Source organism: Algoriphagus boseongensis (genome assembly GCF_004362805.1).
Taxonomy (GTDB): Bacteria; Bacteroidota; Bacteroidia; order Cytophagales; family Cyclobacteriaceae; genus Algoriphagus; species Algoriphagus boseongensis.
In genome coordinates this window covers 998,530-1,024,076 of record NZ_SNYF01000005.1, presented here as the reverse complement: position 1 = coordinate 1,024,076, position 25,547 = coordinate 998,530, and the positions used below count along the sequence as shown (strand labels likewise).

The following is a 25,547-nucleotide window of genomic DNA, read 5'->3' as shown; positions in this document are numbered from 1 at the left end:
TTATTTTTAGCTGAGCTCAGCGTATTTTTCAAGTATTGAGATATAGCCTTGGATTCCTTTTTTAATTTCTGAAAGATAAATAAACTCATCAGCTGTATGAGAACGTGCTGAATCTCCAGGGCCAATTTTTACCGAAGGCCAAGGAATCAAGGCCTGATCGGATAGGGTAGGGCTTCCGTATTTTTCAAGATTTAACGCATCAGCAACCTGATACATCAAATGATTCTCAGGTAAATGTGAGGATTGTAATCTCAAAGATCTTGGAACCAATTCCGCATTTAGGTTAGATTCTAATTCATCCAAGGCCTCTTCTAAGGTATAAGCATCGGTCACTCTCACATCTAAAGTGAATTCGCATAAATCAGGAACTACATTATGCTGCTGACCTGCTTTGATAACTGTGCAAGTGACCTTCGTTCTACCCAGAAATGCAGAGGTTTTTCGGAATTGAAAATTTCGGACTTTCTCCAAGTCCTCTAAGGCTAGATAAATGGCATTGAGTCCCTCTTCTCTTGCGGCATGACCTGCTTTACCTTTGACCTTAGCGTCGATTACCAAAAGTCCTTTTTCTGCTACCGCTAAGTTCATAAGGGTAGGTTCACCTACAATGGCAAGTTCGGCTCCTGGCAAAGTGGGAATGATTGAAGAAATCCCGTTTTGACCAGAAATTTCTTCTTCAGTTGAGGCTATCAGGAGAAGATTAAAGGGTAATTGCTTTCCAATAAAATGGCAAAAAGTCGCAATCAAGCTTACTAAAGGCCCTCCAGCATCATTACTTCCCAAACCGTAAAGCTTTCCATCCTCCTGAATTGCATTAAATGGATCCTTGGTATAACCTGAATTGGGTTTGACGGTATCGTGATGGGAATTAAGCCAAATGGTCGGTAGGATTGGATTGTACTCTGAGGTAAAAGCCCAAATGTTATTTCCAGAGCGATTTACTTCTACACCTTTTGACTTCAAAAATGACTCAATTAAATCCCCTGTTTTTACCTCTTCCTTTGAAAAAGAGGGGGTTTGGATCAGTTTCTTGAGTAGTTCTACAGCCTCAAGGTATAGGATTTCCAGATCTGCCATTAGTACAAATCGTAACGATGACGTTCTATGGTAGTGCCTGAAAGTTTTCCTTTAGCTGCTAAAAGCAGGTTTTCGGCTTTTCCAATCCAAACATGTTGTACGCCCTTTTCGAGTGCAGCAAAGGCATTGTCCAGTTTAGGAATCATCCCGGAATGAATCACACTTTCCTTTTTCAATTCTGCATAGATGTCTTCATTGATCAAAGGAATGATGGAACTCTCGTTTTTTTCGTCAATCAATACCCCGCTTTTGTTGAAGCAGAAATACAAATTCACATGGTGGTCTTTCGCCAAACTCGTTGCTAGGGAGGATGCAATGGAATCGGCGTTGGTATTGAGCAATTGACCCTTTTTATCATGCGTAATTGCATTGATTACGGGTTGCAAACCGGCCGCCAATAAAGTATCCAAAAGCTTGGTGTTTACTTCCTGAATATCTCCAACAAATCCATAATCGATGCTTTTTACAGGTCTTTTGATCGATCTGATCAAATTTCCGTCGGCACCAGTCATCCCGATTGCATCTACTTTGAGGGCTTGAAGCTTAGCTACAATATTTTTATTGATTAAACCCGCATAAACCATGGTCACAATGTCCAAGGTGTCCTTATCGGTGATTCTTCTCCCATCCACCATTTCTGGCATTACTCCCATGCTTTCTCCAAATCTTGATGCCAAGATTCCACCCCCATGAACCAATATTTTATGTCCGGGGAACTTGGCAAATAAGGCCAAAAATGCATCCAACTTCTCCGGGAAGTCGATGACGTTGCCGCCAATTTTTATGATAGAGATTTTCATAGGTTGGGAGGGTTTAAAAAGATTTTAGCCGAGGATTTTACTGATCACGGCTTGTGCTGCATAGATTCTATTTTCAGCTTGTTTTTGTACCAAAGATCTTGAGCTGTCCAGAATTTCATCGGACAATTCCAGATTTCTTCTCACAGGTAGGCAGTGCATGACTTTGGCTTCCGGAGCATGTTTTAGATGCTTTTCTGTAAGCATCCAACTTGAGTCCGTGGAAATGATTTTTCCATAATCATTGAATCCTGACCAGTTTTTAACATACACAAAATCAGCACCTTCTAAGGCCTTACTTTGATCGTATTCTAGGGTTGCTCCTTTGGTGAATTCCTCATCCAATTCATACCCAGAAGGGTGGGTGATGGTCAGGTCATGACCCATTCCCAAAGTCCATTCTGCAAAGCTATTCGCTACTGCATGAGGTATAGCTTTGATATGTGGACCCCAAGTCAGGACAACTTTCGGCTTCTTTTTTCCAGCCAAATTTTCCTGAATGGTTATCTGGTCAGCCAGACTTTGTAAAGGATGTCTAGTAGCAGATTCAAGAGAAATCACTGGTACACCGCTGTATTTGATAAATTGACTAAAAATAAAATCGGTAACATCTTCCTCCTTGTTAGTCAAAGAAGGAAACGCTCTGATAGCCAAAATATCGAAATAGGTTCCTAAAACACCAGCAGCATCTTTGATATGCTCGACGGTTCCTTTGTTCATGATGGCACCTTCATTCATTTCAAGCGCCCAGCCTTCTTTGTCCATATTCAGGACAATTGGTTCCATGCCGAGGTTTTGGGCGGCTATTTGTGTAGAAACACGAGTCCTTAGTGAGGGATTTAGAAAAATACAACCCACCCTTTTTCCCTGTCCTTTTGCGAGGTCAATTCTTGGATTGGCTTTGTAAGCAAGGGCTAGTTCAATAAGTTCTTGCCCTAAATCAAAAGATTCAAATTTTGTGAAATGCATCATCTCTGGATTTTTCGATTCTCAATTGGAGAGAATCTCTTTTAATGCGACTATAAACGAATTTAACTCATTCCATTCTACAGACAAAGGAGGAAGGAGACGAATGGTTTGCTTTCCTGCGGCTGATCCGGTGAAGATGTGGTACTTTTTCACCAATTCATTTCTGACTGGACCAGCATCTCGATCCAGATCTAATCCGATCATTAGTCCAATTCCTCGGACTTCGGTGACACCAGGAATTTTTCTAAGTTCCTCCATCACCTTATTCCCTAGATCCAAGGCCTTAGATTGAAGTTTTTCCTTTTCCAAAACCTCCAAAACAGCCAATCCAGCTGCACAAGCTAAATGATTACCCCCGAAAGTGGTTCCCAATAAGCCATAGCTAGCTTTGAATTCTGGTGAAATCAAAAGACCTCCGATAGGAAAACCATTGCCCATACCTTTGGCCATGGTAATCAAATCTGGCATTACTCCGTCAGCCCACTGGTGAGCAAAGAATCGCCCAGTTCTTCCGTATCCGGATTGAACTTCGTCAAGGATTAATTTGGCTTCATATTTTTTAGCAAGAGAAGAAAGACCCTGTAAAAAAGAAACCTCCGGAACCTGGATTCCGCCAACTCCTTGAATTCCTTCAATGATAATTCCAGCAATGGCATTTGATTTCAAAGCTTCCTCGACAGATTCTAAATCTCCCCAAGGTAGAATATGAAAATCTGTACGTTCATTGCATGGCGCCACAATTTTTGGATTGTCAGTCAATGCTACAGCACCGGAAGTTCTCCCATGAAATGATCCGGAAAAAGCAATAAAACCAGGTTTTCCAGTGGCAAAGGATGCCATTTTCAGGGCGTTTTCATTTGCTTCTGCACCAGAATTGACCAAAAAGAGCTTGTATTCATGAAGACAAGAAAGTTCTCCAAGCTTTTGAGCCAATTGTTCCTGAATAGGGATATGAATGGAATTGGAATAAAACGCAATCTGATCCAATTGATCTTTGATTCGCTTTACGTAATGTGGGTGAGTATGACCTATGGAAATCACGGCATGACCACCATACAAGTCTAAATATTCCTGTCCCTGATCATCCCAAAGTTTACATCCTTCAGCTTTCACCAAAGTCACTGGAATTAAGGGGTATACGTCGAATAAATTCATTTGAAATTCTGATTTACGATTTACGAATTACGAGGTGTTTTTTGCTCAAGCCCTTGGCTTTAAACCAGTTCTTTCTTTCCTCTAGCTTCGTAAACTTGTTTTTAAAAAGCTATTGATTTGAGGTTTAAACCCAACTTTTCATCTAGACCAAAGGCAAGATTGAAGTTTTGAACTGCTTGTCCAGATGCCCCTTTCAGCAGGTTATCTATAGCAGAATAAATCACCAATTGCCCAGCCTCTTTTTGAATATGAAGTATGCATTTATTGGTGTTTACAGCCTGTTTTAGATCGATATCCTGCGCTGAAACATGCGTAAAGGCCGCATTTTTATAAAACTCTTTATAGGCTTTTACCGCTTCCTCTTCAGTTCCTTCGAAAGGAAAATAGGCTGTTACCCATATTCCTCTGGAGAAATTTCCCCGATAGGGGACAAAGAGCAATTCTTCAATGAATTCTGGCTTGATCTGCCTAAAGGTCTGGCGGATTTCTTTGAGGTGCTGATGGGTAAAAAGCTTGTAAACAGACATATTTCCCGTTCGGTAGCTGAAATGTGAAGTTTCAGCCAATTTTTTTCCAGCACCGGTAGAACCCGTAATTCCTGAAATATGAATAGAATCATTTACCCATCCATTTGCGATAGCAGGAGCTAAGGCTAATTGGATTCCAGTTGCAAAGCAGCCTGGATTTGCGATTCGCTTGGCGGATTTGATTTTAGCTGAATTTACTTCAGGGAGACCATAAACAAAGCCATGTGATTCATCTCTGAAGTCAGTTGATAAATCAATGATCACTGTTTCCGGAGAAAATTGATGAGCATCCAAAAATGCTTTTGTTTCTCCATGGGGTAAGCCCAAGAAAACTGCATCTAAACCCTCTGTTGGAACTTCATCTGTGAAAACCAAGTCGCAGTCTCCAATCAAATCGGGATGAACCTCGGCTACTTTTTTTCCTTTTTGGCTATTGGAATGGACACAAACCAACTCGCAGGCAGGGTGGTGGACCAAAATCCGGAGGAGTTCTCCTCCAGTGTATCCTGCAGCACCGATGACAGCGGTTTTGATCTTAGTCATGGCTATTTACTTTATGGAAAATTGAAGTTTGATTTCCCAGAATTCGAGTAAATCCTTTTACATCTTCACCAGTGTAGCCTTTGTTCATTTCACCATAGCTGCCAAACTTAGATGACATCAAATCATGCTCAGAGTGAATTCCCAAAAGGGTAAAACGATACGGCTGAAGCAATACCCGAACATCACCTGTTACAAATTCCTGAGTACTGGAAAGGAAAGCTTCCAAATTTCTCATTACAGGATCTAGGTAATGGCCCTCATGAAGGTGATTTCCGTAAAACTCGGAAAGCTGGTTTTTCCAGAACATTTGCCATTTGGTCAAGGTATGTTTTTCCAAAAGCTGATGTCCTTTGATGATTATTATAGGCCCAGCAGCTTCAAAACCTACCCGACCTTTAATCCCGATAATGGTATCTCCGACGTGGATATCACGTCCAATTCCGTATGGAGCAGCCAATGATTGAACTTTTTGAATAGCATCCACTGGGTTTTCAAAAGCGACTCCATCCACTCCTTTTAACTCGCCCTGAACAAAAGTCAATTTGATCTCTTTAGGGGTAGTTTCAGTGACTTGAGTAGGCCAAGCTTCCTCTGGTAGAAACTCAGAAGAAGTCAATGTTTCTTTTCCGCCTACCGAAGTTCCCCAAATTCCTTTGTTGATAGAATAAGCCGCCTTTTCGAAATTCATTGAAACTCCATGCTTCTTTAAATATTCGATTTCTTCCTGACGGGAAAGCTTCAAATCTCGAATTGGAGTGATGATTTCGATATCTGGAACGATAGTTTGGAAAATCATATCGAATCTAACCTGATCATTTCCAGCTCCTGTGGAACCATGAGCAACTGCTTTGGCACCAATTGACTTTGCATATTCAGCCAAAGATTTGGCCTGAAGAATACGCTCAGCAGATACCGAAAGAGGGTAGGTTGCATTTTTCAATACATTCCCAAAAACTAGGTATTTGATAACTTCTTGATAATAAGTGTCAACTACTTCAAGAATTTTAAATGAAGCAATTCCCAGACTTTTGGCGCGAGACTCGATAGACTCTAATTCATCTTTGGAAAATCCTCCAGTATTTACCAATACAGCATGGACCTCATAGCCCAAATCTTTGGAAAGGTGAAGTGCGCAAAAGGTGGTATCTAAGCCTCCACTATAGGCCAAAACTACTTTTTTCATTTTTTAATAGGTTTTTTCCCTAGGGAAATAGATTAGAGGAAAAAGCTCTTTGCTGAGTCTTTTGACTTGGCCAATTTGAGCATTACATATTTTTTAAGACGAACCCAACGGTCGAATAACTTGATTTCTTTTTTGAAATTCTCCCGAAGTGCCATTTCTTCAATTTCTTTCTTTTTGGCATTTGGATCATAAAGCATTGCCGTGCACAGACAGTTTTGACGGTTTTTTGCCATCAAAATCTCATAGTTGATGCAGCTCTGGCAACCTTTCCAAAACTCCTGATCATCGGTCAAATCTGCATATGACACAGGAATATAACCCAATTCGGAGTTTATCTTCATCACTGCAGCTCCTGTAGTCAATCCGAAGATTTTGGAATCTGGGTATTTTTTGCGACTCAGTTTGAAGATTTCTGCCTTGATTTTTCGTGCCAAGCCATATTTTCTGAATTCGGGGGATACGATCAAACCAGAGTTGGCAACATATTTTCCATGTCCCCAGGCTTCAATATAACAGAAGCCAGCCCAAGTTCCATCCGAAGTCAAAGCGATAACCGCTTTTCCTTCCTCCATTTTAGTTTCGATGTAGGCAGGACTTCTTTTGGCTATACCCGTACCTCTGGCTTTGGCAGAGTTTTCCATTTCCTCAGTGATCTGAGTAGAATAGATCTTGTGAGAGGGATCAGCTACAATGATTTTGAAAGAGATTTCTTCCATTGAGTTGGCATGAATTGGCCAAATCCGAAAGGACTTGGTTTTGGGTTTAATAATTTACTTTGGGAATTAGGCTAGGGGAGTTTTCCACGTAGGAAAACAAAATGCATTATAGGGTCAAACCCTAAAAGTAAACCTGTTCCTCCTAAGAGGTGAAAAATTAGGCATAGCAACAGTTCTCAACACAAGGCTGAAAGCTGAAGGAGTTTTAGTCGCTATGTCTAGAGTGTATGTCATGCTTTTGAGGGTGCAAATGTTGTAGGTGAGAAGTTTAATTGCAAGAAAAATACCAAAAAAATATCCGTTTAGGGTTAATTATTCTAAATCAACCCATTAAGCTTTGGTTAAACCTCAAAAAACAAGGGGGAAAATTGAATTTTTTCTATTCTAGCCAGCCATTTCTTTTAAAGCATTTACAAAATGATCTAGGTCTTCGGTACTCGTGTAAAGATTTGGACAAATTCTGCACCCCTTAACTCCTGCACCATCAATGGCAACGGTGAAGATATTGTATTTTTCTTTCAAGGTTTTTGCCATGTCAGCCGGAGTGAAATTCTCTACCCAAACATTTCCGATTCCGCAGGATCTAGCAGGGTCTTCAGGTGTATTGACCATGATTCCAGGATGATTTCTCACCTGATTTGACCAGTATTTTTGTAAAAATCTCAATCTATCTTCCTTCCTCTTTGAACCAATTTTTTGCTGAAAATCGATCGCGTCCAATACAGTCAAATCTGTTGCGACGGGATGCGTGCCAATATGATTTAGGTAACCAATAGTAGTCAAGTCCAAATTGAAAGGGGCTAAAAGAGGCTGGATTTTGCTGATTTTATCCTTTTTCACATAAAGCAATCCAGCTCCTAAAGGCACGCTGAGCCATTTATGCAAGCTCGAACCATAATAATCACAATCTAGATCATGCATGTTGAAGGTGAAATGCCCTACAGCATGAGCTCCATCTAGCATAATATCTACCCCGTAAGAATGAGCCATATCGGCAATTTTTCTAACCGGCAGGATATGACCCGTGATATTGACGATGTGTGGCACCATCATCAATTTCGTTTTTGGGGTGATGGCTTTTCGATAAACCTCGACGATTTCCTCATCGGAGGCGGGATGAAGGGGTATATCGACTTTCACCGTTTTGATTCCCCAACGCTTGGAAGCCAATTCAAACATGGTCTGCATACTTCCGTAATCCTGAATGGCATAAATCGCTTCGTCTCCAGCTTGCCAAGGAAAACCGGAAATAATCAAATCCAAGGACTCGGTGGTATTTCTAGTTAATACAACCTCCTCAGGGCTTGCACCAACCAATTCAGCTAAAGCTGCCGCAGATTTTGCCTTATTTTCAACTTGAACAGTCCGCATATACCAAGAGCCCTGGTAGTTAACATCTCGGATATGTTTGATGTATTTTTCAAGAGTTTCTTCCGGCAAAAAGCAGTAATACCCGTTTTCCAAATTGATGTAATCGGGTTTTAACTTATATCCTGCCCTAATCTGATCCCAGATGTCATCTGAGTTCCAATCCAAATTGTCGAAAGAAAAGGCCTTGGAATTCGTGGGGAAAAGTGTGCCGCCAAGTCCAAATGCAGTTAGGTATTTTAAGAAAGAGCGCTTATTCATAGCTGGGTCTGGTGGGTTAGAGGATATAGGAAATTAACCAAATGAGGACCAAGAAAATGGCCATCCATGTAATCCAGGCGGATCTCTTTGGAAATTCAAATTTGCATATAGGACAAATCTTTGCCTTCGCATCGATCTCCATCGCACAAGAGGGGCATTCTTTGGTTTTCACAGGTTTTCTTGAACTCTTTGGGTGAATTTCTGATTTGTCTTTAAGTAAATAAAAATTACTAGGAAATCCAGCATGACTTTAAGAAGGTAATTCAAATGGTGGGTTCTCCATAAGAATTTAAAATCAAGCAAAATCATATGAAAATCGAAATTTGGTCAGACGTCGTTTGTCCGTTTTGTTATATCGGAAAGCGTAAAATGGAAAAAGCTTTGGAAAAATTTCCTTTCCGGGATAAAGTGGATATTGAATGGAAAAGCTTTCAATTAAACCCTGAGCAAAAAACCAATCCTTCAATCAGTACTATCCAGCATTTAGCAGAATCAAAGGGGTGGTCCTTGGAACAAACCAGACAAATCACAGCCAATGTGGTTGAAATGGCAGAGGCTGAAGGGTTGACTTTTGACTTCGAAAAGGCTGTGGTAGCCAATACAAAAAATGCCCATAGACTGATCCATTTGGCTAAAGAAGTTGGTTTGCAGGATGCCATGAAGGAGCGGCTTTTGAAGGCCTATTTCTCTGAAGGTAGAAATGTAGATGATTTTGATACTCTGATTTCCCTTGGAAAAGAAGTAGGATTAGAAGGAGAAAAGATAAAAGCTATGCTTGAATCAGAAATTTATCAAGATGCTGTTGATCAGGATATTTATGAATCTAGATTGATAGGAGTAAGAGGAGTTCCTTTTTTTGTTTTGGATAGGAAATTCGGAATTTCTGGTGCACAGCCAGATGAGGTTTTTGACCAATCACTGGAAAAAGCTTGGTCCGAGTTTGCGAAAAATAACCCTGTTCTGGATGTGGTTTCCTCTGAAGACGGAGGAAGCTGCGATTTGGAAGGAAATTGCTAAAATAGCTTGGAGTTGGAAGACCGAAGTAAGCTGCAGATTGCTTCTTCGTTACTTCGGTCTTCTTTCTTCTTAGTTTTCACCAAACTCCTCTGGCTTTCATTTTTAAGGTATAAACCGAACCCATGGCCGTGATGAAGAGGGTTTTTCTGTCTAATGCTCCGAAAGTGACGTTTGCGGTCCAGTTTTCAGGAACAGGGATATGAGCGATTTGCTCCCCATTTTTATCAAATACAGTTACTCCCTTTCCAGTGAGGTATACATTTCCCCGGTCATCGATAGTCATTCCATCTGATCCCATTTCACAAAAAAGAGTCTTGTTGGTCAAATACCCATCTTCCATGATTTCGTATTTCCATGTTTTTTTATCTCCAATATCAGCGACATAAAGAAATTTCCCGTCCGGAGTTCCAATAATTCCATTGGGTTGCTTCAGATCCTCAGTAACTCTGAAAAGTTCAGAACGGTCGGCGGATAGATAATACACATGCTGTCCATCTTGCTCCATTTCTTTTCCTCTTATTCCTTCCCAATAAGGCCTTGGGTAAAGCGGATCAGTGAAATACAAACCTCCTTTAGGACGAACCCAAATGTCATTCGGGCCATTTAGCTTTTTTCCCCGAAAGGAAGGAACCAAAACGGTTTCTTTTCCAGATTTCGGATCGATTTCCCATAGTTCATTATTTAAATCAGCTGCGGCAATTAGCTTCCCGTCTAGCTGAAAATAAAGCCCGTTTGACCTTCCAGCACTTTCTTTAAAGAGCGTGACTTGATTACTGTTAGAGTTCCAGACGTAAATCTTATCGTTTGGCTGGTCAGTGAAATACACGTCTCCAAGTCGATTGATTGCTGGACCTTCAGTAAAACTGAATCCGTCTTTCACTTTGGTAAGTTCTGCTCCTTTTGCCACTAGGCCTCTTTTGTCCTCGATTTGGGCAGAAAGAGGGGAGGCAAAGAGTAGGATAGAGGATAAGACCAATAAATTTTTAAAATTCTTATTCATGAGTTTTGGGTTAATTTCTTTGCATGACAATTACAAGCTTATTTAGCTCCAGACTGTAAGCCATTCGGGTAATATTTTTATGAGTTGATGAGGTGATTTTTCCAATTGAATTCCATTCAGAACCGGTAGCAGATTTGATAAAAACTTCATTTCCTTTAGCCATCAGCAGGTGGTTTTTATCAATCCAGATTAAATCTTGTGATCCGGGTAAGGAATTACCCATAGCGTTGATTTTCTTTTTCTTCAGGTCATAAGTTTTAATCGGAACTAGGTTACCTTCCGGACTTTCTTTTAACTCATTTCTATCCAAAAAGGTGATTTCGGCTGTTCTAGGCCTTTTTTTAACTGATCGGTCGATGTTGTTTGCAATTACTTCAACATTTCCTTTTCCCCATGCATAAACCAATTTGTTGGGCTCTCCCAAGACAAACATAGCAGCTTTGTTATCATACCAATCGTAATATCCGACCGGAGCTATGTCATCATAAAGCAATTCAGCAGGTTCCTGATTAATCGGATAGAGCCAAAGTCTTTGTTTTCCATCAGGTTCTACAACAACAGCAGAAATATATTGCTTGCAGTCAGTTAAAGTGGGGGAGTACTCACTTCGATCCGAGGTTTTACTCAAATTGGTAAAATTCCCAGTTCGAAAACTGTACAGGATAATATCGTGATTTCCCTGATTATCAGCCGCAGAAAAAACCAACTCCGAATCATTGATAAAATTGGGTTGGTTGTCATATTCAGGCCGATTCGTTAGAGACTTAGCGGTTTCCGCTAAAAGTTTTAAACTACTTCCTTTCCCTTCCGTATCCACTACCCATAGGTCAAAGGAAGTTTGAGCTTGGACAAATTGAATAGATAAAAAGGAAAGGATAATAAGTAAATAAGGTATTCGGGACATAAGCTATTGAACAGAGCGCTCCAAAATACAAAATGCTTGCAAAACGACTTTCGGATTTTCAAGATTTCTATTTTTCAGGTTGGAATTTCTGAGGTGAATAAGCCGGGATTATTAAGTTTTTTAAGCAAATAAACTGACTTTAAGCGTTCGTTATCGTACACTTTTTTGTTCGTTTATCATCCAAGGATTTTTTAGAAAGGCCCAAATTAGCCGTTTTAGGGCACATTGGTTTGCTGGCACCTTTTTCGTACTTTCCTTGGCATGAAAGAAATCAGCAAATGGATTCAGCAGGTTCCGCTGGAATTGATCTTCTGGATAGGTAGTTTAATCGCCATCCTGACCATCAATCCTGAAGCTAGTCAGCATTTCAGCCTTTGTCCTTTGGATAATCTGGGATTTTCCTGGTGTCCTGGTTGTGGGTTGGGAAGATCGATGAACCTGTTGGCAAGGGGAGAGATTCAAGCCTCTTGGTCGATGCATCCACTGGCAATGCTAGCATTTGCTGCAATCTTTCACCGTATCTGGACTTTAATTAAACACCTAAAAACAACACACAATTATGGCTAATGTATTGAGACACCTTCCAGAATTGGAAGGAATGGAACTGGGATATATCCAGGGATTGATGAAAAACATGGATGAGGATCAAGCTTCTTTATTTGCTCAAGTGTATCGGGCAAGAAGAAAAGACTCCCAAATGATATTAATCCTTACCCTGATTGGTTTCTTTGGATTTGCTGGATTACATAGATTTATCCTAGGTCAAGTTGGATTGGGGATCCTTTACATCTTGACAGTCGGTTTGTGCTTTATTGGTACCATCGTGGACTTGGTGAATTACAAAAGCTTGGCTTATGAATATAATGTGAAAATGGCTCATGAGACTTTAGCCATGATCTCTAATCATTTCCCAAGTTCTGGGTCTACCACTGCTTAACACAACTTATATTTTACCACTAACCCCACTTTGGCTCTGGATGACGGAGCCAAAGTTTTTTTTACCAATCCTCTTCTTCAGGTTTGTTTAGTCTCGAGTTAGTAGAAAACACTTTTTTCCCTTCCTCTGAAAAAATGATGTGAAAATCCGAAACAATGCTTCCGGCAATTTTCAATTCCTCAAATGATCCTGAACTCAAATGAAATGGCAACTCGATCAAATTTTTTGAATCTGAGGCAAAAGGTGGGGGGAGTTCGGATGAAAAGAAATACGCCCAGAGCGTTTTTGAGCAACTAATCCCCCAATGGCTTATTGGATAAGCTTCATGGTAAGAATTTAATCGCTCGTTGATTTCTTCAAAAAAGCGTTCTGTTTCAGCCAGTCTTATTCTCGATCCGGCTCTTGATTTTCCTTTGGTTTTCAGATGTTTGATTTGGGATTTTCCTTGCTTTTGTCTGACCATGTATGCTCTGAATACGCGGTGATCCAAGAGCGTTCCCCGGTGAAAATATCCCACCGCAGCTTGTCCTGCTTTGATAATTCCAAGCGCAAAATGGGGATCGGGATTCTCTTTTAAACCTTCTTTTTCTTCCCATTCCCAATTCCAGGAAAGATAAATTTTGGCCAGCCAAATATCCCCAGATTCAATAATCAATTGATGTCGAGAGGGCTCATAGTAAAAATTCAAATCCTTTTGCCTAATTTCTTGAAGCAATTGAAAAAGTGCCTCTCGAGATATTTTTTCAGTTTCGGGAATTCGAATCATGTTGGGGACCAATTCGGCCTATCTTTGTACAAATTAAGTTTAAAAACATGCAGGATGAAATTCAAAAGTTATTCGATAGAATGACTGACCCCAAGGAATCGGAGGCCTATCACTTTGCGGATAAGCTGGGTTCTTTGGCTGATGAAGAAATAAAGGATAAATTAATTGAGCTGGTAAAAGGGGAGGATTGGGAAGTTTCTTATTTGGCTTGCAGAGCACTTTCCAAAACCAAGTTTAACGAAGAAGCCTTAGACGCCATTTTTGAGAAGATTTTTGATAGAAATAACAAGGCCATTCAAGGTGCTTTTGTCCAGATTTTGGAAGAGTTTGATTTGAATAATCGGTTTGTGGATTTGTTTAGAGTGTATCTCTTCGGGAATTTCAAAGCATCTACCTTGGCAAAGGATTACCTAGACGGCATAGAATTTGACATTACTCCAAGGACAATCAAAAAAGCTGAAAAGCATTGGAATCATTACTTGCACAATCCTGAAGATGAGGGAAGCCTTGCCATCAAAAAAAGTGAAGTAGAACCGATGTTTAAGGAATTGAAAGATTTATTTGAGTGATTAAATAACAAAAAAGACTTTTCTTCATTTTATATATAGGTATGAGAAAATTAAATGTAATAGGGCTGCACAATTTGTTTTTGAATGAACATGGGTTCAGATTCAACTTGGCTAAAATGGCCTTTACAAAAAATTTCTCAGAAGGACAGCAGGTGGTTTTAGTGGATTTTGTAAAGTATCCTGACGAAAGCTATTTGGAGTATAGAATCGGGACCAGAATAAATGCAGTAGAGGAGTTGATTCAAAAATTTATCCCTGCAATTTCCGACCATTTCGAGCGCTCAATTACCTTGCTTCTCAAGCCAAGCGATATTTCTGAAACCATTCCTGAGCGATTTGCTGTCACCAATGAAGAAGAGATTCATCAAGCCATCAAAAAGATCGAAGAATTTTTTCTGAATTATGGATTTGACTGGTTAGACCAAATGAGTTATCCGGAGGTTTTAGAGGACTATTTTGCTAGAAGTAAAGAGCAGATTTTTCAGTCCAACCATTCTGTTTACAATTCCTTTAGAGGAGCAGTTTTGGCTAAACTTTATAATCCTGAGGATTATCCGGTATTAAAGCAGGTTTATTTGGAGCAAATCCAAACCAATACCATGACTCCATTTTCTATCGCATCTTTCCTTCAGTTGTTGGATTATTTGGAAAAGATGGAAATCAATATTTCTTCTTAACACCTCTTACCGCTTCTGCGCTAATCGGATCTTCAGGCCATTCGTGCTTAGGATAGCGTCTTTTCAATTCCTTTTTCACTTCGAAATATCCATTCGCCCAAAAGCTTTTTAAATCTTGGGTCAATTGAACAGGCTTAAATCCCGGAGATAACAACTCGATCAAAACCGGAATTTTGCCTTGATTGACTCTTGGAGTTTCCAAAAGTCCAAAAACTTCCTGAAGCCTTACCGAAATCAAAGGAGTTTCCCCATCAGTTTTGTAAATAATTTTTATTTGACTTCCTGAAGGAACTTGGAGTTTGTCTGGGGCTAGTTCATCTAGAAGGTTTTGTTGATCAAAACTCAAACTGTGAAAAAGGATATTCTTCAAATCGAGTTTTTTCAAATCCTCATTCTGTTTGATCGCATCCAAATAAGGCTCAAGCCAATCCTCAACCGAATTGCATAAATTCTCGATTGTCCAATCTGGCCTGTTTTGATCGGGATTCCAGATTTTAAGGGATTGAATCCTTGAAATGAGTTGGACTACCTCCTCATTCCAATCCAGCAAAAATTCGCCTTCTTCCTTCAATGCTTCAAGAATTGCAGCTTTAGCTTGGCTTTTATCAAAGTTTTGAAGAGGACGTTTTCCTAGGATTATAGCACCTATTCGGATTTCTGTATGAGCCAAAAGACCGCCTTTTTTCCTGTCCCATTCTAAAACTTCCTTTGTTTTCAGCATGGGAGCAAGGTCTTTAGGATTTAATGGTGCAGCCAACCAAATTTTACCCATTCCTTCTCTAGCATCCACATGAGCAACTGCCAGCCATGACTCATGAGCCAAATCATCCCTATGTCCAATTTGGGCGATTTTTCCATTGGAAAGCTGAAATTGAGCATTATTTCCCGGTCTCGCTGCTGCGATTCGTTCTGGATAGGCATAGGCCAAAAGTAAACCTGTAGCCCAAGGATCAACTGGATCATTCTGCGCTTCTATCCCAAACATCCTGCGGTATTGAGCTGCGATTTTTTCAATCTTTTTGATCCTAGACAAACTCACCCCACGACTTCTATATTTCCTTAGCGCCTCAATTCTAAGGTTTAAATCCACTCCAGAATCCGCAGGAAGAGGATCTCTTTCTTCCAAAATTGCTGCGATATCTGTAGCTGACCCCAACTGATTCATCCTTTTGGCATAGATCAGCATGTGCGCAATTCTGGGATGGCATGGCAGTTTATGAATCTCCTTTCCGTGCTCAGTCAATTTATCCTCCTCCAAAGCCTCGATAGATTCCAAAGTCTTTTCAGCCAAAACCAAAGTTCCTTTCGGTGGGGGAGTCAGCCAGGTCATGGAGCGGATATCATCTTTTCCCCAGACCTTCATGTCCAAAACCAATCCAGTCAAATCAGCTTCCATCAATTCAGGTATGCGGTATTCCTGAAGTTGGGCTTGAGTGGCTTTAGACCAAAGTCTATAAGAATGACCCGAAGTCAATCTTCCCGCCCGGCCACTTCTTTGATCTGCTGAATCCTTGCTGATTCTATGGAGAACCAGTTTGGATAAGCCTGATCTGGGATCAAAACGGTTGGATTTGGCAAAGCCAGAATCAACCACTACCCGAACCCCTTCGATAGTTAGGGAAGTTTCCGCTATATCAGTTGAAAGCACAATCTTTCGCTTTCCATGTGGATGAGGAAGGATTGCTTTTTGTTGATCGGATGGGCTTAATTGACCAAAAAGAGGAATAATCGCATCGGTTGATAAAGCTCTTTTTAGAATTTCTTCTGCCTTTTTGATTTCACCCTGCCCAGGTAAAAAAACGAGAAAATCTCCCGGATGACTTTTGGCAAGAGGGATAATTTGTCTTGCAGTATCCTCACCGATTGCATATTCATCCACTTCATTTAAATAATGGACCTCAACTGGAAATTGCCTTCCCTTGCTTTGGATTACTTGAGAATTTAAAAGTTGAGCTAACTGGTCAGCATCAATGGTTGCCGACATCAGCAGAATTCTCAAATCAGGCCTTAAAACCTGTTGGACTTCTCGGCAAAGTGCCAATGCAACTTCAGAATGAAGGTTTCTTTCGTGAAACTCATCGAAAATCACCAAACCTACATCCTGCAATTCATTGTCAGAATGCATCATTCTTGTCAGAATTCCCTCCGTGATCACTTCCAATCTTGTGCTTTTGGAAACAGCAGATTCGAAACGAATTCTATACCCGATAGTCTCTCCGGCTTTCTCTCCAATCATAAAAGCCATTCTTTCTGCGATGCTTTTGGTGGCTAATCTCCTCGGCTCCAGCATAAGGATTTTCTTTCCCTTGAGCCAAGGTTCATCTAATAGGTCAAGGGGTAAAAGCGTACTTTTTCCCGCTCCTGGAGGGGCCTGAATGATCAGAGAATTATGATTTTGGAGGTGATCCTTGACCTGAGGGATAATTTCATTTACTGGCAGGTCAAAAGAAGAGGGGTCGAAATTGCTCATGAGGGGACAAAAATAAAAAAGCCATCAGGATTTCCCCGATGGCTTGATCATGGAAAAGGAATTAATTACATCGAAGGAGCCAAAGTCGCCTCCGCTTTTCCGTATTCCCACATAATGGCTAGTTTGTTATTAGCCACTTCATATTTCAATCTTTCCTGCATGGAAGAAGTTTGCTGAGAAGGAACAGACACTCTCAATTGATCTTCTTTTGCATCATAGTTAAATGCGCCCCACTGCTTGGCTACTTTGTTGAAAATAAAAGTAGACTCGTACTCGCCTGGGATAATGAAGAAGCTATAGGTTCCAGCAGGAAGTTTTTTGCCCTGAACCATAATGTCTTTGGTAGTGGTAAAAGTGGTAGCCTCGTTAGCTCCAGCTCTCCAAACTTGGCCAAGTGGAACCAAATCACCCCAAATCACTCTGCCTTTTACAGCAGGAGAGGAATAATTCACAGTGATTTTCGCATCCCCGACAGCTCCTTCAGCGGTCATTGCCGGGCTTGGTTTTTCTTGAGAATAAGATGTAATGGCTGCAAAAGCCACTAAGGTTAGGGTTAATAATGCTTTCTTTAAGTTCATTTTTTTGTTGGATTAGGTTAAAGTTTTAATTGATTTAGAATTTCTAATTTCCAAAACAGGTTTTACAAGGTCTAAGTTCTCAAAAATAAAAAAGCCTTTCCAATTAATGGAAAGGCTTAATGTTAATAGACGTTAGATTTTCACCCAAGCCTGTTTTCTGTTGCTTTCTACGATTCTTTCTCCAATGATTAATTCTCTCAAACCATCAGCGAAAGTAGGGAAAGTAGGGCTTTCAGGCTGTTTGCCCGCTGCAACGGCTGCATATACTTCCTTAAACATTTGCTTGGAAGTATCTGGGAAGCCTTCATTGTGCCCTCCCGGGAAGCTGATCAATGAAGAAGCTTCTCTGTGGAATAAAGAAGGGTCTTTCATCAATTGTTCATTTGCCTTTTCTCTTCTTCCAATCCAAAGCTCATTTGGTCTTTCTGAATTGAATTCAAAATTGGCTTTAGAACCCGCAATTTCAATATTCAGTCTGTTCTTTCTACCCGCATTTACCTGAGATACAGTGATTGAACCTTTGGAGCCGTTATCAAAACGAAGCATAACCGTCGCATGGTCTTCGGTATTTATCGGAACCTCCTGGTAGTCGTCCATGGTCAACATTTTACCGGAATAGGTCTCAATTGGCTTCAATGGCTTTAATCGAGTCTTATGAACCGTTGAAAAATCAGCCATTACCTCGGTGATTTTAAGGCCTGTCACATATTCTGTGATATCTAATAAGTGTGAACCGATATCCGCAATAGCTCTAGAATCGCCAGACTTGTCCGGTTCCAATCTCCAGTTGTAATCTGTAGCTAGGTACAACCAATCCTGAAGGTAAGAACCAATGATGTTATACACCTCTCCCAATTCTCCTTTTTCACGCATCACCTTCATTTGGCGCACAACCGGGTAATAGCGAAGATTGAAATGGACTGCATTCACTAAGCCTGTGGCTGAAGCTAAACTGACTAATTCCTCCGCTTCATGAATTTTTACGGCAAGCGGCTTTTCACAAATCACATGTTTCTCTGATTCCAAAACTGCTTTTGCCTGTGAAAAGTGAAGGAAATTAGGAGTACAAATATGGACTACATCGATATCCGCCTGCTTGAGCATTTCATCGAATACATAAGCTCTTGGAATTCCGAGGAGTTGGGCTTTCTCGTTAGCTAGTTCTTGATTGACTTCAACAAGAGCTACAACTTCTACATTGGGAATTCTTCTTAGCGCTTCCAAGTGGGCCGGACCTATAAATCCGGTTCCTACGATCGCTGCTTTGATGGTTTGAGACATAGGTTTTAGGGTTTTTATTGTTTTATGAGGAGATGAAAATAGTCAAAATCACCAAAAGAGACTTTACTTTTTCCATATCCTATGATTCTTGGGATAAGAAAAAGAAGTCAAAAGCCAATCTTATCTGAGAAAATTGCCTGAAATTCAGGGTTTAATCCACCAAGTTTCTGTTATACGAGTCTCTGAAGAAAGCTCAATAAATTCTCCAATTTTCGGGACAAAGACATTTGCGCCGATTTCATTTGACCTTTTCATCACTCGCTCAACCGGATCTGTCCAGGAATGCATAGCCAAGGTAAAGGCGCCCCAATGAATTGGCATAAATGCATTAGCCTGTAAATCCAAACTGGATTGAGCGGTTTCCTCAGGCATCATGTGGATTTCTTTCCAATTTTCGTTGTATTGCCCGCATTCCAACATGGCAAAATCAAAGGGGCCATATTTTTCTCCGATTTCCTTGAAATGAGGACCATAGCCACTGTCCCCACTGAAATATAATTTGTCTGAAGTGCCTTGGATTACCCATGAACCCCAAAGTGTGGAAAATCTATTTCCGAGTCCTCTTCCAGAAAAATGCCTTGAAGGAGTAAAGGCAAAGCGGATAGAATCCAATTCCAATTCTTCCCACCAGGCAAATTCTTCAATGTCTTTTCTGTCTACTCCCCAACGTTCAAAATGTGCTCCCACACCCAACGGAACAAGATATTTGGCAGTTTTGGCCTTTAGTTTTTGAATGGATTCATAGTCCAAATGATCGTAATGATCATGGGAGATCAGGATCAAATCAATCTTGGGAAGCTTTTCTATTTCTATGGGGAGTTCTTTTGAAAATCTTTTCTTACCCAAAAGCGGATTTGGAGCAGGAACTTCCCCAAGCATCGGGTCGATCAAAATATTTTTTCCATCCAATTGAAGAAGGAATGCCGAGTGTCCAAACCAAACCAAACGAGTGGGAATGGAATCTTGCACCAATTCTAAACTATCCCGTTTTTCCAGAGGGAGCTCAAAATCAGGAAGTCGGGCAGGATCATTTTTAAAAAATTCAGGAAGCATTCGGATGGCTTTTCCTGTGTTCATATCCATGGTGGTTGGAATCAGGTTTGAAAATTTCCCTTCGGAATAGTAAGGATATTTGGAATATTCGGCCTTCAATTCATCACTTGATTCTCCTCCAAATTGAGGGCTGAATTGGATAAATAGAAAGCCTATCACAAAGAGGATAGAAACAAGTGAAATAAAAGTGATCATGATATACTTGAGGAGTTTTAGGAAAAATTTTCCCATATAAATTAGAGCTGGTTTTTGTCTGTAAAACTCTCAAACTCCAATTGAGAGAAAAAGGTGCAAAAGGTTTGAAAAAACACTAATCAGGCCCATTGGCTATTCATCAAAAAATCAGTCAACTAGAAAAGAAATCCGCATGAGACTAGGATATTTTTTTTACCTTATAACTCAAATCAATTAGCAACTCATGGCAACCTTTAACCTTAAAATCAACGGCAAAGCTCACACGGTGGATGTGGATGACGATACTCCTTTGTTGTGGGTACTTCGAGACCACCTAGGAATGGTGGGAACCAAATTTTCCTGTGGGATAGCGCAGTGCGGAGCCTGTACAGTTCATGTCAACGGAACTCCCACATTTTCATGTGTCACCCCTGTTTCCAGTGTAGGAAATTCAGATGTGACCACCATTGAAGGTCTTTCCAAAGATGGAGATCATCCGGTTCAAAAAGCTTGGGCAGAAGTCGATGTAGCTCAGTGTGGCTATTGTCAAGCTGGTCAAATTATGACTGCTGCGGCATTTTTGGAGTCAAATCCCAATCCAAGCATGGAGGAAATTGACAACGCGATGAACAGAAACATTTGTCGCTGTGGAACCTATCATAAAATTCGTGAAGCTGTAGCCTTAGCCGCTAAAACCAAATAACCATGAAGACGATAACTAGAGCAAGCAGAAGAGATTTTCTGAAAATAGCCGGTACCACAGCCGGTGGTTTATTTATTGGATTTAATTGGTTTGGCTGCGATTCTCCAAAAGTTGAGGTCTTGAGCACTGAAGAAATTTTAGCTCAAGCCAAATCATTTAATGCCTATTTGTCCATTTCTCCAACAGGAGATGTGGTGATTTATTCCCCAAATCCAGAATTGGGTCAAAATATCAAGACTTCCTTCCCGATGGTAGTTGCTGAAGAACTAGATGCGGATTGGGAAAAAGTGAGGGTAGTTCAGGCCAATTTGGATACTGAAAAATACGATCGCCAATTAACAGGTGGATCAGGAGCTATGCCTCATAGCTGGGAAAGATTGAGAAAAGCTGGTGCGACAGCAAAACATGTTTTGGTAGCTGCTGCTGCTCAAACTTGGAATGTTTCTGCTTCTGAAATCACGGTTGAAAAAGGAATTATATCTCATAAGGGTTCAGGTAAAAGTGGCCATTTTGGAGAATTTGTTGAATTGGCTGCAACAATGCAGGCTCCTGAGGAGGTGGCTTTAAAGGATAAAAATGACTTTAAAATCATTGGAACCCCCGTTAAAAACGTCGATGCAAAAGAGATGTACACCGGTGTTCCTTTGTATGGATTGGATTTTTACAGAGAAGGAATGATGCACGCCATGGTGCAGAGAGCCCCTTTTGGAATGAAAATCAAATCTTTGGATGATGCAGGAGCAAGAGCAGTTTCTGGAATTACTGACGTGATTACTTTCGGAACCAGTGTTGCAGTAGTTGGAAACTCCACTTGGCCATTGATGAAAGCGAAAAAACTTCTCCGTGTAGAATATGAGCCAGACGGAAATGTGGAAAGTACTGCCGATCACGACAGGATTTTCAAAGAACTGATCGCAAATGGAAAAGCTGAGGTCAGAAGAAAGGATGGTAATGTGGATGCAGCTTTTAAAAGTGCTGCCAAGATCGTAACAGCAGAATATCAGTGTCCTTTCTTGGCTCATTCTCCGATGGAGCCTGAAAACTTTTTTGCGCATGTGCAGGCAGATCGATGTGAGTTGATTGGACCAACCCAAACTCCGGATCGTGCAAGACAAGCTGCAGCGGATATTTTAGGAATTCCAAAAGAGAATATTTCTGTTGAGATCACCCGTTTGGGTGGTGGATTTGGAAGAAGACTTCGAGCTGACTATGTAGAGGAGGCTGTTCATATTTCTAAAGCAATCAATGCTCCGGTAAAGGTTACTTGGAATAGAGAAGATGAATTGACAGGTGGTGCTTACCGTCCTGCTGTTCGTTACAAATTTGAGGCTGCCTTGAATGAATCAGGAGAAATGGTGGGTTATAAGCTTCGAGGTGTCGGCATGAATGCCGGCAATAGCACCAGAGAAAATAACTTCCCTTCAGGTGCTGTAGATAATGTTTTGATTGAAAGTGTAAACTATGAGTCAAGCATTACTACCAATGCCTGGAGAGCTCCGATTACCAATTTCTTGGCTTATGCAGAGCAAAGTTTCTTGGATGAAGTAGCCTTAGAAGCTGGAAAAGATCCTGTGGCTTTCCGATTAGAATTACTCAAGCGAGCCAAAACCAATCCAGTAGGAGAGTTGGGCTATGATGTGGATCGAATGATTTCTGTAGTAGAAACTGCAAGAGACAAATCTAATTGGGGCAAAGACCCAAATGTGAAGCAAGGATTCTCTGTGTATTTCTCTCACAGATCTTATGTGGCTCAGGTTGCCAATATTGAGATGGTGAGCGGAACACCAACCTTAAAGAAAATCACTGCGGTGACTGATTGCGGAATTGTAGTCAACCCAACTGGAGCTAATCATCAGGTAAGGGGAGGAATTGTCGATGGTATGGGGCATGCGATGTATACCAATCTGACTTTCGAGAATGGAATGCCAAAGCAGAGAAACTTTGATTCTTATCGTTTGGTCAGACTTAAAGAGGTTCCTGAAATCGAGACTCACTTTGTTGATTCTGGATTCGATCCAACTGGATTAGGCGAACCTGCACTTCCTCCTACTGGTGGAGCAATTGCGAATGCAATTTTTGCTGCCACTGGAAGAAGATTGAGAAGTCAGCCGTTTATTGAGCAGAAAGAGTTTTCAGATATCAAACTGGAAATTCGAAGAGCATAAAAAATTGAATTTCACTTCTTAAAATAAAAAAAGGCAGGTTATCCTGCCTTTTTTTATTTGTGCTCTTAAGTATTTGTTAACCAGGCTTTTGAGCTTCTTCTCTTAGAATTTCATTTTCATCAGAAATGGCAGCTTCAAGGAATGAATTAATAGCCTCATTTCTGCTTTGACCATTTTTCAACAAAACTCCTAGGGAAATCGCCACTGCAATTCGGGTCCCGACTTTTTTCGCTGCGGTACCAAAAAGCGGCTCTAATTCCTCATAGCTGATTTCCTCAGCGAATTGGGCAATGGACTCTTTGGCAGCTTCCAGCTTTTCTCCGGAAAGATTGGTAATCTTCTTTCCGATTTGCTGAATCTCATTCAAAGCACTTCGTTTTCCTTGTTCCTGCTTAGGTTGTGGTGCCTGAGGTTTGGCTTCTGGAGTTACATTCTGCTTTGCCCATGAATCTTTCAGTCCTACAGTTTTATTGAAAATCAGCTTTCCGTCTTTAGAATCTGTATCCAAGGTGAAGTAGCCCAAACGCTGAAACTGGTATTTATCCTGAAGGCCAGCTTTACCTAAATAAGGTTCGCAAAAGGCATTTGGAATAACTCTAAGAGAATCCGGGTTCAAAAAGTCGAGAAAGTTTTTATCCTCATGTCCATCTGGAGATTCATCAAGGAAAAGACGATCGTATTCTCTTACCTCAGCTTGAATGGCGTGAGCAATGGAAACCCAGTGAAGCGTTCCCTTTACTTTTCTCATACTGGCTTCTGTTCCTGTTCCGGATTTAGAGTCTAGATCCGCTGTACAGTGGATTTCCACGATATTTCCATTGGAATCCTTAATTACCGATTCAGCTTTGATGATATAAGCACTTTTTAATCTTACCTCAGAGCCAAGAGAAAGTCTGAAGAACTTTTTGCTGGCTTCTTCCTGGAAATCTTCCCTTTCAATATATAATTCCCTTGAAAACGGAACCTCATGAGTTCCTGAATTAGGATCTTCTGGATTATTTTCCGCTTCAAGCATTTCCACTTTTCCCTCAGAATAGTTGGTAATGACCAATTTCACAGGATCCAAAACCGCCATTACTCGAGTGGCGATTTTATTCAAATCCTCTCGGATACAGAATTCCAATAAAGATACATCCGTCACATTGTCGCGCTTGGCAATGCCTGCCAGATCACTGAATTTACGGATTGCAGAAGGCGTATAGCCTCTTCTTCTTAATCCGGAAATGGTTGGCATCCTTGGATCATCCCAACCCGAAACATGCTTGTTTTGTACCAATTCGAGCAGTTTACGCTTGCTCATCACGGTATAGCTCAGGTTTCTTCTAGCAAATTCTCTTTGCTTAGGACGAAGTTTGGCTGGGTCTACAATCTGATCCAAATACCAATCATACAATTCTCTGTGTGCTTTAAACTCTAGCGTACAAAGAGAATGAGAAACCTGCTCGATATAGTCAGATTCTCCATGTGCCCAGTCGTACATAGGATAAATGCACCAGGCAGTCCCACTTCGATGGTGAGCCTTGTCGATGATTCTATACAAAATAGGATCCCGCATGTGCATGTTAGTCGAGGCCATGTCGATTTTGGCTCGAAGAACATAAGTGCCAGGAGCGAACTCACCGGCTTTCATTCTGGTGAATAAGTCCAAATTTTCCTCCACAGACTGGTTTCTGTGGGGACTATTAGTACCAGGAGTAGTAGGAGTGCCTTTTTGCGCAGCCATAGCCTCAGAAGATTGTCCATCGACGTAGGCTTTGCCGTCTTTGATCAGTTGAACAGCCCAATCGTAAAGCTGCTGGAAGTAATCAGAAGCATAGCACTCATTTGCCCATTTGAATCCCATCCAAGCCACATCTCTTTTGATGGCTTCCACATATTCATGCTCTTCTTTGGAAGGATTGGTGTCATCGAATCTTAGGTTGACAGGAGCATTGTATTTTTCTCCCAAACCAAAATTTAGGCAAATTGAGGCCGCGTGACCGATATGTAAATATCCATTTGGTTCTGGAGGAAAGCGGAATCTCAACTTTTCCTGAGGAAAACCATTGGCTAAATCTTCTTCAATTATTTGCTCGATGAAATTGAGCGACTCTGGAGCTTCTTTCATAATCAGTTTAATGCCCCAAAAATACTTCAATTACGAGGAATTGCAACCTAAAAACTGGGAAGACTGGAGATAGAAGATTGAAGACGGAAGCTGAAATAAGGCAGACTTAATATCGGAGATCCTATGCCCCAAAAGGATTTTTCAGCCTCCTTTCTTGAGTTTTGGGTTCTATATCTTGAGTCTAATGTCTAAAATTCTAAATCTCATCCATCTCTCGACTTGGCCAATAGGGACCTGTCAATCTGAGTTGCTGACTTTGAGGAAGGATTTCAAAAGTAACCTCCATTTGGTCTGTTTGCTTTTCATTTATTGCCAAACATGCATTGAAGTGAACAAGCTCAAATTCCAGTTGAATTATCCCAGAGGAGGGTGAGGAAAAAGAGGGGCTTTTGACCAGTTTGACATTTTCTGCAATTGCTCCCTGCTTTCTAAAATAATAGGAAAGGAAAATCCCCAGATCCTTCTTTTTGGAATTTAAAAAAGCATCCAAATCATCCTCAGTTTGGGTTTTCTGAATAAAATCAAAAGTCCAGGTTTCTTGCATGGCAAT

At 40.8% G+C, this 25,547-nt stretch carries 25 protein-coding genes; 8 read left to right on the top strand and 17 right to left on the bottom strand.

The genetic code is table 11. From position 1 onward, the window contains the following. Positions 1-6 precede the first annotated feature (6 nt). The 8 genes from DFQ04_RS04455 to DFQ04_RS04420 all read right to left on the bottom strand — a co-directional run bounded on the left by DFQ04_RS04455 (position 7) and on the right by DFQ04_RS04420 (position 8,596). On the bottom strand, positions 7-1,077 hold the full coding sequence (locus DFQ04_RS04455) for a M20 family metallo-hydrolase (protein ID WP_133553081.1): 1,071 nt from the start codon (positions 1,075-1,077) through the stop codon (positions 7-9). Next, positions 1,077-1,877, bottom strand: a complete 801-nt coding sequence (argB, locus tag DFQ04_RS04450; protein WP_133553079.1) for an acetylglutamate kinase — start codon at positions 1,875-1,877, stop codon at positions 1,077-1,079. The genes DFQ04_RS04455 and argB overlap by 1 nt, the downstream gene beginning before the upstream one ends. A 24-nt stretch (positions 1,878-1,901) precedes the next feature. Then, the gene (locus tag DFQ04_RS04445; protein WP_133553077.1) at positions 1,902-2,846 is read right to left on the bottom strand and encodes a Rossmann-fold NAD(P)-binding domain-containing protein; all 945 of its coding nucleotides are present in this window, start codon (positions 2,844-2,846) and stop codon (positions 1,902-1,904) included. An 18-nt stretch (positions 2,847-2,864) separates the two neighbouring features. Further along, positions 2,865-3,998 carry an aspartate aminotransferase family protein gene (locus DFQ04_RS04440; RefSeq protein WP_133553075.1) on the bottom strand — a complete coding sequence of 378 codons (1,134 nt, stop codon included), beginning with the start codon at positions 3,996-3,998 and terminating at the stop codon, positions 2,865-2,867. A 101-nt stretch (positions 3,999-4,099) separates the two neighbouring features. Then, positions 4,100-5,068, bottom strand: a complete 969-nt coding sequence (argC, locus tag DFQ04_RS04435; RefSeq protein ID WP_133553073.1) for an N-acetyl-gamma-glutamyl-phosphate reductase — start codon at positions 5,066-5,068, stop codon at positions 4,100-4,102. Then, positions 5,061-6,251, bottom strand: a complete 1,191-nt coding sequence (locus tag DFQ04_RS04430; protein WP_133553072.1) for an argininosuccinate synthase — start codon at positions 6,249-6,251, stop codon at positions 5,061-5,063. Before DFQ04_RS04430 ends, argC begins: the two co-directional genes overlap by 8 nt. A gap of 32 nt (positions 6,252-6,283) precedes the next feature. Then, positions 6,284-6,967, bottom strand: coding sequence for a GNAT family N-acetyltransferase (locus tag DFQ04_RS04425; RefSeq protein WP_133553070.1), 684 nt, complete (start codon positions 6,965-6,967; stop codon positions 6,284-6,286). Positions 6,968-7,351: 384 nt separating this feature from the next. Continuing rightward, a complete protein-coding gene (locus tag DFQ04_RS04420; RefSeq protein ID WP_133553068.1) occupies positions 7,352-8,596 on the bottom strand; it encodes an aminotransferase class V-fold PLP-dependent enzyme in 1,245 nt (414 codons plus the stop codon). Positions 8,597-8,637: 41 nt separating this feature from the next. Here DFQ04_RS04420 and DFQ04_RS18300 point away from each other — a divergent pair, with 41 nt between their 5' ends. Both DFQ04_RS18300 and DFQ04_RS04415 read left to right on the top strand, forming a co-directional pair. Beyond that, positions 8,638-8,793, top strand: coding sequence for a hypothetical protein (locus tag DFQ04_RS18300; RefSeq protein WP_166637220.1), 156 nt, complete (start codon positions 8,638-8,640; stop codon positions 8,791-8,793). 112 nt (positions 8,794-8,905) lie between these two features. Then, positions 8,906-9,613 carry a DsbA family oxidoreductase gene (locus DFQ04_RS04415; RefSeq protein ID WP_133553066.1) on the top strand — a complete coding sequence of 236 codons (708 nt, stop codon included), beginning with the start codon at positions 8,906-8,908 and terminating at the stop codon, positions 9,611-9,613. Positions 9,614-9,689: 76 nt separating this feature from the next. Here DFQ04_RS04415 and DFQ04_RS04410 read toward each other — a convergent pair whose 3' ends face one another. Together DFQ04_RS04410 and DFQ04_RS04405 are read right to left on the bottom strand one after the other, a co-directional pair. Further along, positions 9,690-10,613, bottom strand: a complete 924-nt coding sequence (locus tag DFQ04_RS04410; RefSeq protein WP_133553064.1) for an SMP-30/gluconolactonase/LRE family protein — start codon at positions 10,611-10,613, stop codon at positions 9,690-9,692. A 10-nt stretch (positions 10,614-10,623) separates the two neighbouring features. Then, positions 10,624-11,517, bottom strand: a complete 894-nt coding sequence (locus DFQ04_RS04405) for a TolB-like translocation protein (RefSeq protein ID WP_133553062.1) — start codon at positions 11,515-11,517, stop codon at positions 10,624-10,626. A gap of 261 nt (positions 11,518-11,778) precedes the next feature. Here DFQ04_RS04405 and DFQ04_RS04400 point away from each other — a divergent pair, with 261 nt between their 5' ends. Beyond that, positions 11,779-12,084, top strand: coding sequence for a DUF2752 domain-containing protein (locus DFQ04_RS04400; protein WP_133553060.1), 306 nt, complete (start codon positions 11,779-11,781; stop codon positions 12,082-12,084). Continuing rightward, positions 12,077-12,454 (top strand): TM2 domain-containing protein, encoded by a 378-nt coding sequence (locus DFQ04_RS04395; protein ID WP_133553058.1) that lies wholly within the window; start codon positions 12,077-12,079, stop codon positions 12,452-12,454. Before DFQ04_RS04400 ends, DFQ04_RS04395 begins: the two co-directional genes overlap by 8 nt. Positions 12,455-12,515: 61 nt before the next feature. On the opposite strand, the gene DFQ04_RS04390 is transcribed toward DFQ04_RS04395, so the two are convergent. Next, the gene (locus DFQ04_RS04390) at positions 12,516-13,220 is read right to left on the bottom strand and encodes a hypothetical protein (protein ID WP_133553056.1); all 705 of its coding nucleotides are present in this window, start codon (positions 13,218-13,220) and stop codon (positions 12,516-12,518) included. A 47-nt stretch (positions 13,221-13,267) separates the two neighbouring features. On the opposite strand from DFQ04_RS04390, the gene DFQ04_RS04385 reads away from it, so the two are divergent. Continuing rightward, entirely contained in the window at positions 13,268-13,789 is a 522-nt protein-coding gene (locus DFQ04_RS04385; RefSeq protein WP_133553054.1) for a HEAT repeat domain-containing protein, read from the top strand. 116 nt (positions 13,790-13,905) lie between these two features. Beyond that, complete coding sequence (locus DFQ04_RS04380) at positions 13,906-14,466, top strand: hypothetical protein (protein ID WP_133553052.1); 561 nt, start codon at positions 13,906-13,908, stop codon at positions 14,464-14,466. Here the strand turns inward: DFQ04_RS04380 and hrpB are convergent. From hrpB to DFQ04_RS04360, 4 genes are all read right to left on the bottom strand, one after another. Beyond that, the gene (gene hrpB, locus DFQ04_RS04375; protein WP_133553050.1) at positions 14,450-16,936 is read right to left on the bottom strand and encodes an ATP-dependent helicase HrpB; all 2,487 of its coding nucleotides are present in this window, start codon (positions 16,934-16,936) and stop codon (positions 14,450-14,452) included. The genes DFQ04_RS04380 and hrpB overlap by 17 nt on opposite strands. Positions 16,937-17,001: 65 nt before the next feature. Further along, positions 17,002-17,514, bottom strand: coding sequence for a DUF2911 domain-containing protein (locus tag DFQ04_RS04370; protein ID WP_133553048.1), 513 nt, complete (start codon positions 17,512-17,514; stop codon positions 17,002-17,004). 132 nt (positions 17,515-17,646) lie between these two features. Beyond that, on the bottom strand, positions 17,647-18,795 hold the full coding sequence (locus DFQ04_RS04365; RefSeq protein WP_133553046.1) for a Gfo/Idh/MocA family protein: 1,149 nt from the start codon (positions 18,793-18,795) through the stop codon (positions 17,647-17,649). 144 nt (positions 18,796-18,939) lie between these two features. Further along, positions 18,940-20,079 (bottom strand): MBL fold metallo-hydrolase, encoded by a 1,140-nt coding sequence (locus DFQ04_RS04360; RefSeq protein WP_243739631.1) that lies wholly within the window; start codon positions 20,077-20,079, stop codon positions 18,940-18,942. Positions 20,080-20,266: 187 nt separating this feature from the next. Between DFQ04_RS04360 and DFQ04_RS04355 the strand changes: the two genes are divergently transcribed. Together DFQ04_RS04355 and DFQ04_RS04350 are read left to right on the top strand one after the other, a co-directional pair. Further along, on the top strand, positions 20,267-20,725 hold the full coding sequence (locus DFQ04_RS04355) for a (2Fe-2S)-binding protein (protein WP_133553044.1): 459 nt from the start codon (positions 20,267-20,269) through the stop codon (positions 20,723-20,725). A 2-nt stretch (positions 20,726-20,727) separates the two neighbouring features. Beyond that, on the top strand, positions 20,728-22,890 hold the full coding sequence (locus DFQ04_RS04350; protein WP_133553042.1) for a xanthine dehydrogenase family protein molybdopterin-binding subunit: 2,163 nt from the start codon (positions 20,728-20,730) through the stop codon (positions 22,888-22,890). Positions 22,891-22,966: 76 nt separating this feature from the next. Here the strand turns inward: DFQ04_RS04350 and DFQ04_RS04345 are convergent, their stop codons facing one another. Next, complete coding sequence (locus DFQ04_RS04345) at positions 22,967-24,997, bottom strand: glutamine--tRNA ligase/YqeY domain fusion protein (RefSeq protein ID WP_133553040.1); 2,031 nt, start codon at positions 24,995-24,997, stop codon at positions 22,967-22,969. A 196-nt stretch (positions 24,998-25,193) separates the two neighbouring features. After that, on the bottom strand, positions 25,194-25,541 hold the full coding sequence (locus DFQ04_RS04340) for a hypothetical protein (protein WP_133553038.1): 348 nt from the start codon (positions 25,539-25,541) through the stop codon (positions 25,194-25,196). Positions 25,542-25,547: the final 6 nt, after the last annotated feature.

Coding starts and splice junctions, on each gene's coding strand:
- DFQ04_RS04455 (WP_133553081.1), bottom strand. CDS start 1,077: ATGGCAGATCTGGAAATCCTATACCTTGAGGCTGTAGAACTACTCAAG.
- argB (WP_133553079.1), bottom strand. CDS start 1,877: ATGAAAATCTCTATCATAAAAATTGGCGGCAACGTCATCGACTTCCCG.
- DFQ04_RS04445 (WP_133553077.1), bottom strand. CDS start 2,846: ATGATGCATTTCACAAAATTTGAATCTTTTGATTTAGGGCAAGAACTT.
- DFQ04_RS04440 (WP_133553075.1), bottom strand. CDS start 3,998: ATGAATTTATTCGACGTATACCCCTTAATTCCAGTGACTTTGGTGAAA.
- argC (WP_133553073.1), bottom strand. CDS start 5,068: ATGACTAAGATCAAAACCGCTGTCATCGGTGCTGCAGGATACACTGGA.
- DFQ04_RS04430 (WP_133553072.1), bottom strand. CDS start 6,251: ATGAAAAAAGTAGTTTTGGCCTATAGTGGAGGCTTAGATACCACCTTT.
- DFQ04_RS04425 (WP_133553070.1), bottom strand. CDS start 6,967: ATGGAAGAAATCTCTTTCAAAATCATTGTAGCTGATCCCTCTCACAAG.
- DFQ04_RS04420 (WP_133553068.1), bottom strand. CDS start 8,596: ATGAATAAGCGCTCTTTCTTAAAATACCTAACTGCATTTGGACTTGGC.
- DFQ04_RS18300 (WP_166637220.1), top strand. CDS start 8,638: ATGAGGACCAAGAAAATGGCCATCCATGTAATCCAGGCGGATCTCTTT.
- DFQ04_RS04415 (WP_133553066.1), top strand. CDS start 8,906: ATGAAAATCGAAATTTGGTCAGACGTCGTTTGTCCGTTTTGTTATATC.
- DFQ04_RS04410 (WP_133553064.1), bottom strand. CDS start 10,613: ATGAATAAGAATTTTAAAAATTTATTGGTCTTATCCTCTATCCTACTC.
- DFQ04_RS04405 (WP_133553062.1), bottom strand. CDS start 11,517: ATGTCCCGAATACCTTATTTACTTATTATCCTTTCCTTTTTATCTATT.
- DFQ04_RS04400 (WP_133553060.1), top strand. CDS start 11,779: ATGAAAGAAATCAGCAAATGGATTCAGCAGGTTCCGCTGGAATTGATC.
- DFQ04_RS04395 (WP_133553058.1), top strand. CDS start 12,077: ATGGCTAATGTATTGAGACACCTTCCAGAATTGGAAGGAATGGAACTG.
- DFQ04_RS04390 (WP_133553056.1), bottom strand. CDS start 13,220: ATGATTCGAATTCCCGAAACTGAAAAAATATCTCGAGAGGCACTTTTT.
- DFQ04_RS04385 (WP_133553054.1), top strand. CDS start 13,268: ATGCAGGATGAAATTCAAAAGTTATTCGATAGAATGACTGACCCCAAG.
- DFQ04_RS04380 (WP_133553052.1), top strand. CDS start 13,906: ATGGCCTTTACAAAAAATTTCTCAGAAGGACAGCAGGTGGTTTTAGTG.
- hrpB (WP_133553050.1), bottom strand. CDS start 16,936: ATGAGCAATTTCGACCCCTCTTCTTTTGACCTGCCAGTAAATGAAATT.
- DFQ04_RS04370 (WP_133553048.1), bottom strand. CDS start 17,514: ATGAACTTAAAGAAAGCATTATTAACCCTAACCTTAGTGGCTTTTGCA.
- DFQ04_RS04365 (WP_133553046.1), bottom strand. CDS start 18,795: ATGTCTCAAACCATCAAAGCAGCGATCGTAGGAACCGGATTTATAGGT.
- DFQ04_RS04360 (WP_243739631.1), bottom strand. CDS start 20,079: ATGGGAAAATTTTTCCTAAAACTCCTCAAGTATATCATGATCACTTTT.
- DFQ04_RS04355 (WP_133553044.1), top strand. CDS start 20,267: ATGGCAACCTTTAACCTTAAAATCAACGGCAAAGCTCACACGGTGGAT.
- DFQ04_RS04350 (WP_133553042.1), top strand. CDS start 20,728: ATGAAGACGATAACTAGAGCAAGCAGAAGAGATTTTCTGAAAATAGCC.
- DFQ04_RS04345 (WP_133553040.1), bottom strand. CDS start 24,997: ATGAAAGAAGCTCCAGAGTCGCTCAATTTCATCGAGCAAATAATTGAA.
- DFQ04_RS04340 (WP_133553038.1), bottom strand. CDS start 25,541: ATGCAAGAAACCTGGACTTTTGATTTTATTCAGAAAACCCAAACTGAG.